Annotated in this window: 14 protein-coding genes; 4 read left to right on the forward strand and 10 right to left on the reverse strand. The window is 66.7% G+C overall.

Features of this window, described 5'->3' with window-relative positions:
- Positions 1-110 precede the first annotated feature (110 nt).
- Positions 111-1052, reverse strand: a complete 942-nt coding sequence (locus OHQ90_RS03005) for an acyl-ACP desaturase (protein ID WP_328407077.1) — start codon at positions 1050-1052, stop codon at positions 111-113.
- 514 nt (positions 1053-1566) lie between these two features.
- Positions 1567-2100 (reverse strand): MarR family winged helix-turn-helix transcriptional regulator, encoded by a 534-nt coding sequence (locus OHQ90_RS03010; protein ID WP_328407079.1) that lies wholly within the window; start codon positions 2098-2100, stop codon positions 1567-1569.
- Between the two features lie 111 nt (positions 2101-2211).
- On the opposite strand from OHQ90_RS03010, the gene OHQ90_RS03015 reads away from it, so the two are divergent.
- Together OHQ90_RS03015 and OHQ90_RS03020 are read left to right on the forward strand one after the other, a co-directional pair.
- Positions 2212-3927 (forward strand): MFS transporter, encoded by a 1716-nt coding sequence (locus OHQ90_RS03015; RefSeq protein WP_328407081.1) that lies wholly within the window; start codon positions 2212-2214, stop codon positions 3925-3927.
- A gap of 1 nt (position 3928) precedes the next feature.
- Complete coding sequence (locus OHQ90_RS03020; protein ID WP_328407083.1) at positions 3929-4222, forward strand: hypothetical protein; 294 nt, start codon at positions 3929-3931, stop codon at positions 4220-4222.
- 233 nt (positions 4223-4455) lie between these two features.
- On the opposite strand, the gene OHQ90_RS03025 is transcribed toward OHQ90_RS03020, so the two are convergent.
- Positions 4456-4947 (reverse strand): pyridoxamine 5'-phosphate oxidase family protein, encoded by a 492-nt coding sequence (locus tag OHQ90_RS03025; RefSeq protein ID WP_328407085.1) that lies wholly within the window; start codon positions 4945-4947, stop codon positions 4456-4458.
- Between the two features lie 13 nt (positions 4948-4960).
- The gene (locus tag OHQ90_RS03030) at positions 4961-6403 is read right to left on the reverse strand and encodes an MFS transporter (RefSeq protein ID WP_328407087.1); all 1443 of its coding nucleotides are present in this window, start codon (positions 6401-6403) and stop codon (positions 4961-4963) included.
- 87 nt (positions 6404-6490) lie between these two features.
- On the opposite strand from OHQ90_RS03030, the gene OHQ90_RS03035 reads away from it, so the two are divergent.
- Together OHQ90_RS03035 and OHQ90_RS03040 are read left to right on the forward strand one after the other, a co-directional pair.
- Positions 6491-6934, forward strand: coding sequence for a winged helix-turn-helix transcriptional regulator (locus tag OHQ90_RS03035; RefSeq protein WP_328407089.1), 444 nt, complete (start codon positions 6491-6493; stop codon positions 6932-6934).
- 293 nt (positions 6935-7227) lie between these two features.
- The gene (locus tag OHQ90_RS03040) at positions 7228-8388 is read left to right on the forward strand and encodes a zinc-binding dehydrogenase (RefSeq protein ID WP_328407091.1); all 1161 of its coding nucleotides are present in this window, start codon (positions 7228-7230) and stop codon (positions 8386-8388) included.
- 76 nt (positions 8389-8464) lie between these two features.
- On the opposite strand, the gene OHQ90_RS03045 is transcribed toward OHQ90_RS03040, so the two are convergent.
- From OHQ90_RS03045 to OHQ90_RS03070, 6 genes are all read right to left on the reverse strand, one after another.
- Positions 8465-8998 carry an NUDIX hydrolase gene (locus OHQ90_RS03045; protein WP_328407093.1) on the reverse strand — a complete coding sequence of 178 codons (534 nt, stop codon included), beginning with the start codon at positions 8996-8998 and terminating at the stop codon, positions 8465-8467.
- Between the two features lie 354 nt (positions 8999-9352).
- Complete coding sequence (locus tag OHQ90_RS03050; protein ID WP_328407095.1) at positions 9353-9817, reverse strand: hypothetical protein; 465 nt, start codon at positions 9815-9817, stop codon at positions 9353-9355.
- A 119-nt stretch (positions 9818-9936) separates the two neighbouring features.
- Positions 9937-10149 carry a hypothetical protein gene (locus tag OHQ90_RS03055; RefSeq protein ID WP_328407097.1) on the reverse strand — a complete coding sequence of 71 codons (213 nt, stop codon included), beginning with the start codon at positions 10147-10149 and terminating at the stop codon, positions 9937-9939.
- A 50-nt stretch (positions 10150-10199) separates the two neighbouring features.
- Entirely contained in the window at positions 10200-11723 is a 1524-nt protein-coding gene (locus tag OHQ90_RS03060; RefSeq protein WP_442941436.1) for a dynamin family protein, read from the reverse strand.
- 14 nt (positions 11724-11737) lie between these two features.
- Entirely contained in the window at positions 11738-13615 is a 1878-nt protein-coding gene (locus OHQ90_RS03065) for a dynamin family protein (protein WP_328407100.1), read from the reverse strand.
- A 17-nt stretch (positions 13616-13632) separates the two neighbouring features.
- Positions 13633-15342, reverse strand: coding sequence for an IniB N-terminal domain-containing protein (locus tag OHQ90_RS03070; RefSeq protein WP_328407102.1), 1710 nt, complete (start codon positions 15340-15342; stop codon positions 13633-13635).
- Between the last annotated feature and the right edge of the window lie 296 nt (positions 15343-15638).

Consider the following 15638-nt stretch of genomic DNA (forward strand, 5'->3'; position numbering starts at 1 on the left):
GCTACCTTCCAAGGGCTTACCGGGCAGCGCCCGGCACGTCGGGTGACCTGCACCGGGCCGGACGTCACAGTCGTCCGACTGTTCGCGTGTGACTGTGACATCCTGGATGCCTACCCGACCCGCGCCGCCTCGCGGGCGAGGATGCGGGCGCGTTGTTCTTCGAACCGGATGACGTCGCGAGCGAGTTTTTCGAGGTATTCGCCGAGTTCTTCGCGGCTGCGTTCGCCGCGTGCGGTGAAGTCGGTGCGCTCGAGGACGTTCCATATTTTCAGGACCGGTAGCACGACCTCGTCCTGATGCTGGCGCAGGTCGTAGATCCCGTGCTTGACCATCAACACGCCATTGCGACGCCAGTTCGGCATGCCGGCGCCGGGCATAACGAACGTCTTCACGATCTTGGTCACCGATTCCATCGTCTGATCAGGTGCGATGTCGAACGCGGCACCGGTGATGTTGCGGTAGAACATCATGTGCAGATTCTCGTCGGCGGCAATGCGTTGCAGCATCCGTTCGGCGATCGGATCGTCGCAGACTCGTCCGGTGCTGCGGTGGCTGACCCGGGTGGCCAACTCCTGGAAAGTTACATACGCGACCTGATCGAGCACACCGCGGAAGTCCTCCGGCGCGTGTACACCGCGGGTCAAATGCACCATCCGGTCGTTCTCCAAGGCGACGGGATCGACTGCGCGGGTGCACACGAGGTAGTCACGTATGGCGATGGCATGGCGGTTTTCCTCGGCGGTCCAGCGGCCGACCCAGGTACCCCACGCACCGCTGCGAGCGAAGTTCTCAGCGATCACACGGTGGTAGGAAGGCAAGTTGTCCTCGGTGAGCAGATTCGTGATCATCGCGACTTTGGCGACCTCCGAAAGCCGTGACTGCTCGGGATCCCAATCGTCACCACCCATTGCTGCGAAGTTGCGACCCTCGTCCCAGGGAACAAAATCATGCGGATGCCAGTCCTTGGCGGTGGCCAAATGCCGGTCGACATTGGCCGCGACAGCCGGCTCCAGCTCCGTCAGAAGTTCAAGTTGCGTCAAATCCTTTGCCATGCAGCGCCTTTCGATTCGGTGGAAATGACCACGGAACGTACCGCTGTTCACGCATAACTGACTCTGCGGCGTCGCCGCACCCAAACCCTAGACGTCGCGATCAGTTTGCTGCGCATCAGGTCCGGCCCCATTTGATCGAGTGGCCGACCGAAGGGAGCGCCCTGACTCGGCATCAAACATCCACTCGTGCCACGATCCGCATCTCGTCGCCTCGGGTAGTGCGGTGGCTCGATTTGGTGCGCAAGGGCGACGCAAGCGCCCGCTGCAATGGCCGATGACATGACTGCACATCTCGCCCGCCGAGGGCAAGGCGTTTCTGGTGACCAGCGCGGGTATCGGAGACTTCGCCACCGAGCGGCCGGCCGCCATACAGTTCGGCCCGACGTGCCGCGTCACCACGGTCTTCGATCTGTTGCCGGCGCAGTACGACGTCGGCCGGGACGAACTGCCCTTTGGCGAACCCGTCGCCAGGCGTTCCCCGCAGCTCATAGTCGAACGCCCGCCCCACACAGGTTTACAGTCGGGGTGCGTTCTCCACAGCTGGACCCGGGTGGGCGAGTTGATCGCCGTGGGCCGGCCTGAGACCAGGATGAACTCCGGGCTGGAGGCCGTTCGCCACCGAAGTCTGCTGCAGGAGCTCGGTCAGCGTCGCGCGCTGGGCGGGGTCGAGTGCGCCCAGGATTTCGGCGTCCAGCGCGGCGACGATCCGCTCGGCCTGTGCGATCACCTTGCGTCCGGCGGGCTGTAGGTACACCGCGTGCGCCCGGCGGTCGGTCGGGTGCTTGCGCCGCTCGACGAGGCCACGCTTCTCCAACTCGTCGACCAGGCCGACCATCACGTTGCGGTGAATGCGCAGCACCTCGCACAGCTGTTGCTGCGACTGGCCGTCATTCGCACTGAGCATGCGCAGCATGCCGGAGTGCCGCGGGCTGATGCCGAGGGGGGCCAGGAGTTCGGTGTACCGGTTGGTGACATGGAATCCGAGCTGTCCGAGCAGGAAGGCAGGGTGCTCGGACATCGGCACGAGGATCGGATCGGCGTCAGTCACCTACCAAGCATAAACGGCAATTAAGGCACTCAGGTTGATTGCCCTCTTGATTGATAATCACTTCAAGTGCATAGTTTGAGGAGCGCACCCGAACCGAAGAAGAGAGCTCCCATGGACACCGACATCTCCCCCGACGCAGACGCCCCACCCACCCTCGACCCACGCCGCTGGATCGCCTTCGCCGTCGTGCTGGCCGCGGGGTTCATGGATCTGCTGGACGTCACCATCGTCAACGTCGCCGCGCCGAGCATCCAGACCGATCTCAGGGCGGAGTACTCGCACATCGAATGGATCATCGCGGCCTACGTCCTGGCTTTCGCCGCCGTGCTCATCACCGGCGGGCGCCTCGGCGACATCTACGGCCGCAAACGCATCTTCCTGATCGGCATGACCGGATTCATCCTGGCCTCGGCCGCCTGCGGGCTCAGCTCGGACCCGACCATGCTCATCACCTCGCGATTCGTGCAGGGCGCGATGGCAGGGCTGATGGTGCCGCAGATCCTCGCGATCATCCGAGCCACCTTCCCGGAACACGAACGCGCCAAGGCGATCGCGGTATACAGCGGCGTCGGCGGATCGGCGTCGGCGGTCGGCCTCTCACTCGGCGGGCTGCTGGTGCAGTGGGACGTCTTCGATCTGGCCTGGCGGCCCATCTTCCTGGTCAACATCCCGGTCGGCATTGCCGCGCTGGTCGCGGCGAGCGTTGTCATGCGGGATTCCCGCTCCGCCACCCCGCCGCGGCTCGATCTGGTCGGGATGGTGCTCGCCATCTCCGCGGTACTGCTACTGGCCTACCCGCTGACCGAAGGACGCCAGTTGGATTGGCCTGCTTGGACTTTCGCCATGATGGGTGCGGCGGCGGTGGTCTTCGGGCTATTCGTCGCCTACGAGCGGCGGCGGGCGCGGACCGGCGGATCGCCGCTGATCGATCTCGAGCTGTTCCGGTCACGTCCGTTCGCCGTCGGCCTCGCGAGTTGGCTGCTGTTCTGGATCGGACTCGGCGGCTTCTTCCTGGTGTGGACGCTGTTCATGCAGGCGGGCCTCGGCTGGTCGCCGATGCGGGCCGGATTGACGGCGGTGTGCTTCGCAGTCGGCGCCGGTACCGGCGTCGGCGTCGGCGTGGGCGTGCTCGCACCGCGATTCGGGCGCCGGGCGCTCATCGCCGGCGGTCTGGTCAATGCCGGTGGATTCGGGCTCTACGGAGGGATGGCCGCGCACTACGGTGCGTCGATTACCTCGTGGCAGATGGTGATTCCACTGATCATCATCGGTATCGGGTTCGGGATGGTGGTCGCGCCCACGATCGATCTACTGCTCGGCCAGGTGCCTGCGCGCGAGGCGGGCTCGGCGTCGGGACTGCTCAATACCGGACAGCAGCTCGGCACCGCGCTCGGTGTCGCGCTGGTCGGTGTGGTGTTCTTCGGTCAGCTGGACCATGATTCGGCGCGCGGCGTCGAGGCGGTCGCGCCGCAGGTGCGTGCCGAGCTCGGCACGATGGGATTACCGCAGCCGGCGCAGGACGAGATTCTCGCCAATTTCCTGGCCTGCGTGCAGGATCGGTCCGCCGAGGTCGATCCGACAGTGGTTCCCGACAGCTGCCGCAGCGGCTCGGCACCGGGCAATGCCGGCGTGACACACGTACTCACCCGAGCCGGAGTGGAGGCCAACGCGGTGAACTTCGCCAACACCTTCGAATACACGCTCTGGTACGGCATCGCCATCTTGGCCCTGATGTGCCTCGGCTTCTTCGCTCTACCCAAGGATGCTCGGCTGAAGCAGCACGAACTCGATACCGAATCAACGGATCTCACACCGGCAGGAGTCTGACATGAAAATACTGGCCATCGGACGCGTACAGGACGTGGTGAACACGGCGGTCGCGGTGTTCCAGTCGCACGGCTACGCGGCCGTCGGGACCATCGCCGATGACGAAGCACTCGATGCACTCGACATCGACGAGATCACCCATCTGATCATCGGCGGTGGGGTGGAGCCCGATTCGCGAGAGCAACTGAAGAGGCGGGCGGCCGCGCATGGCGTCACCGTGCACGAGGCCGTGCGCAATGGGCGCGGCATCGAGGGTTACCTCGAAGAGGTGGTGATTCCGTCACTGCATGGGTGACGGAATCGGCTCGAGCCCGGACCGGGTCGCCGAGTTCCCCGCGGATGAGCATTCCGAGACGATCGAACTCCGCGTCCCCATCGGCATGGGTGACATCGGGACGCGTGATCCACGGGTCGTCGAGGTCCACCGCATCGTCCTCGACCTTGTGTTCATCGCGACCGTGCTGACGCACACATGCCCGATGTCCCCCTTACCGACAGGGAGACGTCGGGCATTGTGTGTGCAGCTCTTCAGTTTTCGGCTGCGGACTTCCACATCTTGCTGCGCAGGTCACGGCCGCGGACGACCTGGATTCGCCACGGCGACAGCTGAAGAATGTGGAGCTTCGGGTCGTCGATGCCCTGCCAGAAATTGCCGAGGGGGTAGCCTGCGCCTTTCGGGCTGGTTTGCTCGTACAGATCCCAGACGTGTTGCCTGGTCACGAGGTCGTCGAGCGGCACCCAGTCGGCCAGGGCATCGGCGTGCACCTGATTCCGCTTCCTGGTCCAGTACGCGAAGGTCGTGTGCGGGTTGGCGGCCAAGTGCGCCGCCTTGACCGGGGTCCGGTAGGTGGCCAGCCAGCCGACGGGGTTCCCGTCGACGATCTCCCACACCGGAATCAGGACCCTGGAGCGCGGGCGGCCCTCGCCGTCGACGGTGACCATGGTGGCGTAGACGATGTCGCCGACGTAGGCCTCGAACTCGTCGCGGATATCGTGGAAAGACTGTACCGAGATGGTCATTTCGAAGCTCCCTTCAGACCTGCGCGAATTGGGTCGATGCGGAATCCGTGGCCGGTTCGGCGGCGCTGCGACGCAGGCCGAATGCGGCGACCAGCCCCGCGACGGCCGCGGCGACCACCGGCACGATCAATGCTGTTCGCACCGCCTCGATTCCGGACTGACCTGCCGTGACGGCCGCCACCTCGACCGCCGTCACCGCCGAGATGCCGAGCGCGAAACCGAACTGGAATGCGGTGTACAGCAGGCCACTCGCCAACCCCTGGTCCTGCTCCGCGATGCCGTCGGTGCCCGCGATGGTGAGCGGACCGTAGACGAGCGCGAAGGCAACGCCGAGCAGCAGCATGGCCGGGAACATGGCCGCGTAGGCCCGGTCGATATCGGTCGGCAAGAACAAGGCGTAGGCGATCGCGGCGAGCACGACACCGCCGAAAACCACTCGCGCATTGCCGAATCGGTCCACCAGGCGTGGTGTCAGCACCGGCGCGAGCACCGCGTCGACGCCGATCACCGCCATAGCGAGACCGGTCTGCACCGTCGACCAGCCGCGCAGTTCCTGAAAGTACAGCGTGGCAAGGAACTGGAAACCCGCGAAGGAACCGACGAACAGCAGCGCAACCACATTGGTGCGCACCAGGGCTCCCGAACGCAGGATGCCCAGCCGAACCAGCGGGTTCGCGGTGCGACGCTCGTTGACGACGAACAGTGCGAGCATCAGCAGCCCGGCCGCGAACACCGCGGTGGTCAGCGCCGGGCCGTCACCGGGATGCTCCAGCCGGACCACACCGTAGACGAGCAACAGCATCGCGCCGGTGACGCTGGACGCACCGAGTAGATCGAATCCACCCCGAACCCGTTCCGGCACACCGGAATCCCGCACCAACCCAATCGCCGCCGCCAAGATCAGCGCGGACAGCACGACCGGAGCGAAGAACACCCAGCGCCAGCCGAGCGCGGTGAGCAGCCCGCCGACGACCATGCCGAGCGAGAAGCCGCCCGCCGCAATGCCCGCGTAGACCAGCAGCGCCTTGTTCCGCGCAGGTCCCTCGGCGAAGTTGGTGGTGATCAGCGACAGTCCGGCAGGCGCCATGAACGCGGCGGCCACTCCGGTCACGAAGCGTGCCGTCAGCAGCATCCAGCCTTCGGTTGCGAAGCCGCCGAGTCCGGAGAACAGCAGGAACACCGTCAGCCAGAACAGGAACATGCGCCGCCGCCCGAGCAGATCGGCGGCGCGGCCGCCGAGCAGCATGAACCCGCCGTAACCGAGAACGTACGCGGAGACGACCCCGCTCAGCATCCCGGTGGACAGGCCGAGATCGGACCGAATCGACGGCAACGCCACATTGAGCATCGCCACGTCGATGCCCTCCAAGAAGATCGCGCCGCACAGCACCGCGAGCACTGCCCAGGCACGGCCGGACATCTCGGTGAAGACCTCGGCGGGTCTCGATTCCACCATCGAACGACTCCCAACAGACACGGTTACCGATAGTGAGGTCGGTTCCCTCTTGATACCGACCATGAGTCTTCGGCAGAATCGGTAACCATGGAAGACGGCACATTGAAGTCACCCGGTTACTGCGGGGATACCGAGGAGGACTACGACGTTCTCCAGTGGGACACCCGCGTCGACTGCGAGGTCAGGCAGATCCTCGACCGCGTGGCCGACAAATGGTCGCTGCTGGTGATCGCCCTGCTCGACCAGCGCAGCCTGCGTTTCACCGAACTGAAGCGCAAGATCGACGGTGTCAGCCAGCGCATGCTCACCCGCACGCTGCGGCATCTGGAACGCGACGGACTTGTCCAGCGGACGGTCTATCCGACGGTCCCGCCACGGGTGGACTACGCCCTGACCCCGTTGGGCGCCAGCCTGCACGCCACCATCAAGGCTCTGGTCGTCTGGACGGAGGGCCACCAGAACGAAATCGCCTCTGCCCGTGATGCTTACGACCGCCGCAGCGCCGAAGCGGAAGCCCTGCAAACGGTGTGACCGGCCCTCCGGTCCGCTCGGAGCCGACGCTCGGCCGAGTCCCGCCGAGGCAACGGTCCAGTCGGCCCGGCCGTCGGAGTACGACACGGCTTCGCGAGCCGGCGACGGTCATTGCCGGCCATCGAGATGTGCGTAAACCGGTGCGCGGTGGATTTCCGGATCGGCGACGCGCCCTGCCACTTGTTCGTCGTCCTCCTCGCGAGTCAGCCGAATAGCAGTAGCGTGAACCTGCACCGTGGGCCGACCCACGCATCGGGAGCCCTGCCGCGCGCCGCCGATTCGAGGAGTTCGCCATGAGGGCAACCGTCTGCACCGAGAGCAAGTTGACCGTCACGGACCTGCCGACGCCGACGCCAGGGCCAGGACAGCTGCTGATCAACGTCTCCCGCTGTGGCATCTGCGGCTCGGACCTGCATGCGCGCGCCCACGCCGACGAAATGGCCGATCTTGCCGTCGCAACCGGCTACGACCACTTCATGCGCGCAGCTCAGGGCGTGGTGCTGGGACACGAATTCAGTGGAGAGATAGTCGATTACGGGCCGGGCTGCCGCAAACGCTGGCCGACGGGAACCCGGGTTGTCGCATTGCCGATCGTGCGCCACGACAAACAACCGCACCTTGTCGGCCTGTCGACGGCGGCACCCGGCGGATACGCCGAGCAAGTAGTGGTGCAAGAGTCGATGACTTTGCCTGTCCCGAACGGACTTTCGGCCGAGCATGCCGCGCTCACCGAGCCGATGGCCGTGGCATGGCACGCGGTTCGCAAAGGCCGCGTCGACAAGAACCAGAACGCCTTCGTGATCGGTTGTGGCCCAATCGGTCTCGCCGTCATCAGCATGCTCGAAGCGGCGGGCGTACGCACCGTGATCGCCAGCGATTTCTCGCCGCGCCGCAGGGAACTCGCCACCGTGTGTGGCGCGGACGTGGTGGTCGACCCGGCATCCGAATCTCCATGGTCCGCCGCCCCGAGGAAGGGTCGCATCAACGGTGTCACCGATATCCTCAGCCTCGGCTTCGACACCATGGAAAAGCTGCGTCGCATCCCGAACATGCCGTGGTGGTACGTCTTTCGCCTCGCGCACACAATGAACGCGGGACCATCGGGTCCGGTCATCTTCGAATGTGTCGGGGTCCCCGGCATCATCGACCAGATCCTCACCGCAGCGCCACCGCTGTCGCGCGTAGTCGTTGTCGGCGTCTGCATGGAAACCGACCGATTCCAGCCCGCCATGGCCATCAACAAGGAGATCGAACTTCGCTTCGCCCTCGGCTACGACCCCGGCGAATTCCGTGACACCCTGCACATGCTCGCCGACGGCAAGGTCGACCCGGCCCCCTTGATCACCGGGACCGTCGGCCTCGACGGTATCGACAATGCCTTCACCGCACTCGGCAACCCGGAGCAGCACGCCAAAATCCTGATCGACCCGACCAGTACAGCGATAACACCCTGACCGACTACCCGGCCCGCGCTGCATTCGCCAGCCGGCTCAGCCGTGGCAATCCAGCCGCCGTGACGCGGTGCCGCGCTCAGCCGAGGTGGCGGTCGCGGTCGGCCTGGCGGTCGAGCCAGGACGCGGGCGCGGCGTCGGCGCTGGGATATGCCAGTGCTGTTCGACCATGTTCGAGGTAGAGCGGGCGGCCCTCCAGGCGGGCGCGGAAGGCGTGCCACAGCCGGCGCGCCAGCCGGGGCACGACGAAGTCGTCGATGGTGTCGACGCGGACCCATTGCCAACGGTCGAGCTCGCCCGGCTGCAACTCGACCGCCTTCTCGTCGCCGAGAACGCCGCAGTCGAATATGTAGACAATCTTGTCGCCGTCGTCGGCACTCGGCGCCCAGTCGTGCACGAGGAGTCGCTGTGCGGGGCGGTCGATGCCGAGTTCTTCGCGAATCTCACGACGGCACGCGGCGGCGGGCGATTCGCCGGACTCGACATAGCCGCCCGGAATCTCCCAGCCACTGCCGTCGGTGGTGTGCACGAGCAACACTTCCTCGGCGCGCACGAACAGGCCGCCCGCGGCCAACCGTACCTGGGCGAATGAATCCTCGACACTGTCGATCATCGACTCACGACCTTCGGTTGCGGACCGGGACGGGCACGACCCTTCCACTTCTACACCGCCGCCACCCGGTCGTACAGAGAACAGCTATCAGTGGTCCGCACCCACCACGGCGGGCGCGGCCATCCACAGCTCACCTTCTACCATCCCGTGATTCTCATGTAGCCGTTCAACGGAACCGGCTACCTGAGCAGGTCCCGATACGCAACGTCCGACGGCCACCGCGGCGGGCGCGACCATCCACAGCTCACCTACCATCCCGTAGTTCTCATGCAACCGTTCAACGGGACCAGCTACCTGAGCCAGGACCCAGTACGCACTGCCCGGACCCGCGGCCACCACGGCGGGCGCGGGCGTCTACCCCTCACCCGCCGCCTCATGGGCCCTCACGCGGCTGTGAGCACCGCGTTCAACTGGGGCGGTGACCTGGGCAAGGACTCGGCCCGCGGTGTCCAGATCGACGGCCGGGATGTCGGCGTAGGCCTGTTGCATCGCGGCCTCGATATCCGAGCGGACCGCGCCGAAGCGGGTGCGACCGAGATCGGTGACACGGACAGTCGTCGAGTCCTGGTCGATCAGACCCTCGACGGTCAGTTCGGCGAGGGTGGTTCGGACTGTGTCGACACTGGTCTTCAAAGCGCCGGTCAGCCGACCGATGAGCTGCTCGAGCGGAACCTGGTCGCCCGCCGTGGCGGCGACCGTGAGGCCGACCCACTGGTGGTAGGTCATGCCGGGGCTCCGCAGAATTACGTCGAGCATCGCGCGGTGTGCGTTCTCCGCCTGGCCGAGGACCTGCGGGTTCAGTGTGACGACGGTAGCCATGATGACTGCTTCCTTCCGGTTGTGTTGCCTTCACCCTGTTTCGACACCGGATTCGCGTCGGCTGTGACCGCGCGAGGTGAGCAGTTCCTGTGAGCCCGATCATGTACCCGCCATCGACATTACGGCGTTACGTAGTCCTCGAGCGCGACCGTGCGGACGACCTGCTGCGGTGCGCCGATCATGCCCCACCACCGCAAATACGGGGGCGGGCGGACGTTGAGGTTGCGGAGGCGGATCGTCGGGTTGCTCGCGGGCACATACCACTGGTCAACGCCGTCGGCGAAGCTCTGGCAGGCGGCGACCGGCCGGCCCCTTCGATCGGTCGTCCACATGAATCCGGGCCATGGCGTCGAAGTAGAAAACGGTCAGCTGGTTTCGGTGGTCAGCTCGACAGCAGGTCGAGAATGCCCTCCGCGCTGCGGGCCACGGTGAGGCAGGCCGTGATGGTCAGCTGATCGGCGAGTGGATGCTTGGCTCGGGTGCGCCATTTGCGGACGGCCGCGACGGCGTGCGCGCGCTGCTGCTCCAGCGAGGTGTCGATCGGGAGACCGAGGCGCAGGTGCGGTGCGACGCCGGATCCACCGATCAGTCGATGGAGTTCGGCGAGATCGTCTGCGGGAAGGGTCAATTCGTCGGTGCGCAGGCGGCCGAGGAGACGCAGCTCGGCGAAGCCGTGCACGTCGGCGAGCAGGGTGCGCACTCGGGGCAGCAGCTGTTCGGCCGCGACGCCGGGGTAGGCGGTGAGTACGCGAGCCAAGACGGTCAGGGCGGAATGCGCCTTGAGTTGGTCGGCGCGCTGGCCGAATTGGACGTCCAGCACCGAACGCAATTCATCGACGCCACTGCGGCTGGTCAATTCCGCTGCCAGCGTGGTCGAATCACGGACGCCGAGCCGAATCAGGGTGATGGCCATCCGGATTCCGAACATGCCGAACCGCTCGGCCAGTTGCGCGCGCAGCCCCGGTGACACCGGAAGCGCGATATCGGCGCGCGCGAAGCGATCCGCCGAGAGCAGTGCGGCGCTCAACTCGTCGACCGGAACACCCGCCAACGCATCGAAGGCCGCGAAGTCCTGCTGACGTAGCGTCGCGGCGGCGAAGGCGAGCAGTCCGGCGACCGGAATCACCGCCTGGCACAAGCCGGTTCGCTCCAGCTCGCCGGCGAAGCGCACCGCGACATCGCGGGCGGAATGCAATGCATCGATCCGGCCCGCCCCGATCTCATCGGCCCGCGAGACGACGCCGACAACGCCGAGCGGACCGGACACTCCCGAATCGCCCGCGCCAGCTCCGACCTGCTCGAGGAACCGAATATCGGCGGCATCGAGCCTGCGCAGCAGATACACCACCGCATCCGCACCGGGAATGGCGATGTTCTCCGGGGTGTCCAGCCCGGCGTCGCCCGGCGTCAGCAGCCGCGCGGTCCGCTGCGACACCTCCCGCGACAACGACGAAGTGCCGGGCGTATCGATGATCGTGGTGTGCGCGAGCGCGGCCGAGGGCCATTCGACCTCGAGATGGTCCACCGCCCGCGGCGCGGGCGCGTCCCAGGTCAAGCGGTCCAGGTCGAAGGTCAGCCCGTGGGCTCCACCGCCGCGCCGCACCACCACATTCGCCCGGGCGCCATCGGAGGCATGCGCGGTCACACTCGGTGTCGAGCCATACCGGTACCAGGTGACCACCCGTGTGCACTCGGTGGCATCTGTCGGCGCGATGTCCTGTCCGACAAGGGAATTGAGCAGCGTCGACTTGCCCGCTTTCAGCGAGCCCGCCAGCGCGACACGCAATGGCTGATCCAGTCGGCGCGCGCAGTCGGCGAGCAACGCGCGCGGGCGCGGTTCACCGGCGAACGCCTGACGGGCCGCGCCGACCAGCTGACGGGCCTCGGCGACGATCCCGGGGGCCATCCGGGCATCGATTCTCATCGGCCCACCGTACCGACCTGCCCTTCCAACGGCGCGGCACGCTCGATCACCCGTATGGTCTGCATGGCATCCGCATAGCGCCGCAGCTCCGCGACCACCCGCAGCTGCCGCTCGAGCACCGTGCACCGCTCGGCGCGCCGCGCGGTTTCCATCGTCGCCGCCTCCTGCGCCGCGCGCAGCGAATCGTCGATCGAGCGCAGGCTGCGCTCGGCGACGCCGGTGTAGTGGTCGCGCAGGGCCCGATGGATGCGGTGCAGCCGGTCCTTGGATTCCTTGCCTGCCTGGAAGGCGACATCGTCGACGAACCGCCGGATCGCGATCTTCGCCTCGTTCCGCCTGCGCGTCATCCTGGCCTGCTTGTCATCACGGAAAGCCTTGCCGCCGACCAGCAGACCCGCGCCGAGCGAGAGCGGGTTGAGCAACGCAAGCCCGGCGAAGGTACTGACGAGACCGACCATCAGCACACCGCCATAGGAGCCGCGCATTCCGACGAGCAGTTTGCTGCCGAGGCCGATGTCGGGCTCCAGGCCGGCGAGAGTGCCCGATCCGGCGCGGCTCTCGTCGGTGTTGAGGCCGGGGTGCACGTCGGGCAGGTCGACAGCACCGATTTCGGTGAAGTGTTCGGCGACCTGCTCGGCGAGTTGCACCGCGCGGGCATGCGTCCACAGCAGGTTGTCTCCGAGTGCGGTATCGATGGTGCCCGTGAGCCATTCGGCGATCCGGCCCCAATGTCTGCCGGGATCATGGGCGTCGATCCACTCCTCACCGGTTCTGGCGATAGTGCGCAACCGATCACGCAGATCATGATCGACATCGCCGGCCAGGTCGGTGATTCCGTCGGCGAGTGTCAGCTGCCATGCCGCCGTGCGGCGGTGCAGGTCCTCGGCCGCAGTCCTGGCCGACTGCAATTCGCGCACAGCCGCGGCGCCCTGCTCGGGATCGCGTAGCGCGACCAGTTCGCTGCCCAGAGCAAGCGCCAAATGTTCTGCGGCCGAATGGATGTCGCGCGCTACCGCGAGGCGGGTCGCGGCCACATCGCGGGCAACCACCTGCTCACGCAGGAACTGATAGAGCACGCCGAAGCCGGATTCGATGCCGAGCTGCTGATCCTGCAACCGCATGGCGTGGCTGCGCAGCACCGCGGAGACCGGGATCATCGGCACGTCGAGCCGTGCCCACTCGAGGTGGCGAAGGTCGGCCTCGTGCACCTGCCGCCAATGCGGGTACAGGTCGGTTTTGGTGAGCAGGAGCGCGACCGTCGGGCACAGTTCGCGCACCTGACGCACAAAGGCGAGCTCCGGCTCGGTCAGCTCGGTCGAGGCGTCCGAGAGCACCAGCACCGCGTCTGCGGCGGGCACCATGCCGAGCACAGTTGCCGCATAAGAACTTCCGTGCCCGCCGACCCCGGGGGTGTCCACCAGCACGATGCCGTCGGCGAGCAGCGGGTTCGGCACTTGAATCTCCAGACGGAGAATCCGGCGTCCCTCGGCCAGCGGTGATCGTGCGGTGATCATGCCGATCTCGTCGACCGGCACCGGGATTCGTGCCTCCTGCCCACCACTGTGACCTGTGACGACCAGCTCGGCACGTGGTTCGGGCCCATGGGAAAGCTCGGTCGTCACCGCGGTGGTCGCATCATCGCCCACCGGGCAGATATCGAGGTTCAACAGTGCGTTGACGAACCGACTCTTGCCCTGATCGAGCTGTCCGGCAATGACGATGCGCCGCCGCGGATCACGGACCCGATCGGCCGCCACTTCCAGGCGGCCGACCAGGTCGGTGCGACCCGCAGCGCGCGCCGCGGCGATGGTTTCACCGAGTACCGAAAGCAGCGGTACCGCGGGTGGTTTTGCCTGTGGTGCGGGTGTCCCCATCGCGTTATCGCTCTCCCTCAGTGCAGGAACATATCGTCGTGCAGGTCCCCGCCACCGTTTCCGGCGACGTCGGCACCCACATGTGTGTCGGAGAACAGGCTGGAGTCGCCGTGTGCGTCGACCGAACTCTCCAGGCCCGAGCCGAAGGCACTCGAAACATCCAGTGACGACCAGGTATTCGCGGTCGAAGCGGCGGTCGACCCGACACTGCCGCCGAGATCCGCCGCGCCGTGCGCCCCGGCATCCGCCGCACCATGTGCTCCGGTCCCCACCGAACCACCCACTCCCGCAGCCGTTTCCAGCCCGGAGTGCACAGTTCCACCAACACCCGTGGACAACCCGCCGCCGAGATCGGCAGCCGTGTCGATCCCCGTCGACAGTCCACCGTTGATCGCGCCGCCGAGCCCTGTCTCGAGGCCCGCGCCCAGGTGCGTCCCCACGTCCGCAGCGCCACCGACACCAGCGGACAGGCCGGTATCGGCAGCACCGATTCCTGTCGAAAGTCCCGTCTCGAGCCCCGTCGCCGCCTGCGCACCGGCGCCGACAGCACCACCGAGGCCGGTGGCCAGATCGGTGCCTGCGTGCGCACCCGCGTCGACAGCACCACCCAGACCCGACGTCAGACCCGCACCCGCCTGCGCACCAACATCGACAGCACCACTCAAACCCGACGTCAGACCCGCACCCGCGTCAACGGCACCCTGCAAGCCGGTGGACACCCCCGCTCCCAGATCCGCTCCGGCCTGCGCACCTGCGCCGAGGTCGGTCGACGCTTGGCCACCGGCGTCGAGGACACCACCGATTCCGGTGGTCAACCCCGTTTCCAAGCCCGTGCCGAGGTCCATCGCACCGCCGAGACCGGTGGCCAGGTCAACACCCAGATCAGCACCCACCTGCGCGCCCGCGCCGAGTACACCGCCGAGACCGGTGGACAAACCCGCCTCCAAACCCGTCCCGAGCTGGGCACCCGCATCGAGCACACCTTCGAGGCCGGTGGTGACACCAGCGCCCACATCCGTTCCCAGCTGCGCGCCGGCGCCGAGAGTGGCACCGAGCCCGGTTTCGAGCCCTGCCGCGGCCTGCGCGCCCGCGTCCAGCACACCGCTCAGATCGGTCGCGACATTTCCGCCGAGACCAGCACCGCCATCGACAACGCCCTGCAGGCCGTTGGACAACCCGGCACCGAGGTCGACGACAACCTGCGCGCCGGCGCCGATGACTGCGCCGAGGTCGGTGTCCAGTGCACCGCCGAGGCCTGCCGTCAGGTCGGCGCCCGCATTGGCGAGGCCATCGAGACCTGCGGAAACCCCGGCGCCGATGTCGGCACCGAGCTGCAGGCCCGCGCCGATCGCGGTGTTCAGGCCAGAGGTCAGATCGAGGTCGACTCCGGTTCCGGCTTGCAGGCCGAGGTCGATGTCGTTCTGCAGGCCGCCGCCGAGATTCAGGCCCGCGTCGGCGGCGACGGCCGCTCCGGTGGTGACCGCAGCGGCAGCGCCTGCGTTCCCGGCGGCCTGCGAACCGGCCGCGACGATCGCCGACAGTTGCGAGCCACCGCTGACCAGCGCCGATTCCGCGACCATCGGGGCGACGGCGGCGATGTCCTCGGGCGTCACATCGGGTAGACCGGCCGCGACCAGCGCCTGGCCGGGGTTGGCGCAGTAGGCCACCGCGGCATCGTGGTGGCGTAGCAGGTTGAGAATGAACTCCAGAATCGCGTTGGGTGTCATCGAAATCATCTCCTGGATGAGCGGACCCTCGCGATCCGCGGTCGTTGGAATGCATTTCACGCTAAGGACCCCACGCGTTACTTCGAAACGGGGCGGACCCCTACTGTCCGCCGTCGATACCCGTTAGGGACCCGAAGACCATTAGGGGAATTTCCCCGAACATGCCCCGATTCAGTAACGGCGGACCGCCAGCAACCGACAGAACTGACGGATCCACAAGATCCACGCAACCCTTTTCCGCAGCGGCGGGACTAACCAACAGCGCCATCGGACCGAACAGTTTTTCGAACGGGGTT

Origin of the sequence: Nocardia sp. NBC_00403 (assembly GCF_036046055.1) — a bacterium.
Taxonomy (GTDB): Bacteria; Actinomycetota; Actinomycetes; order Mycobacteriales; family Mycobacteriaceae; genus Nocardia.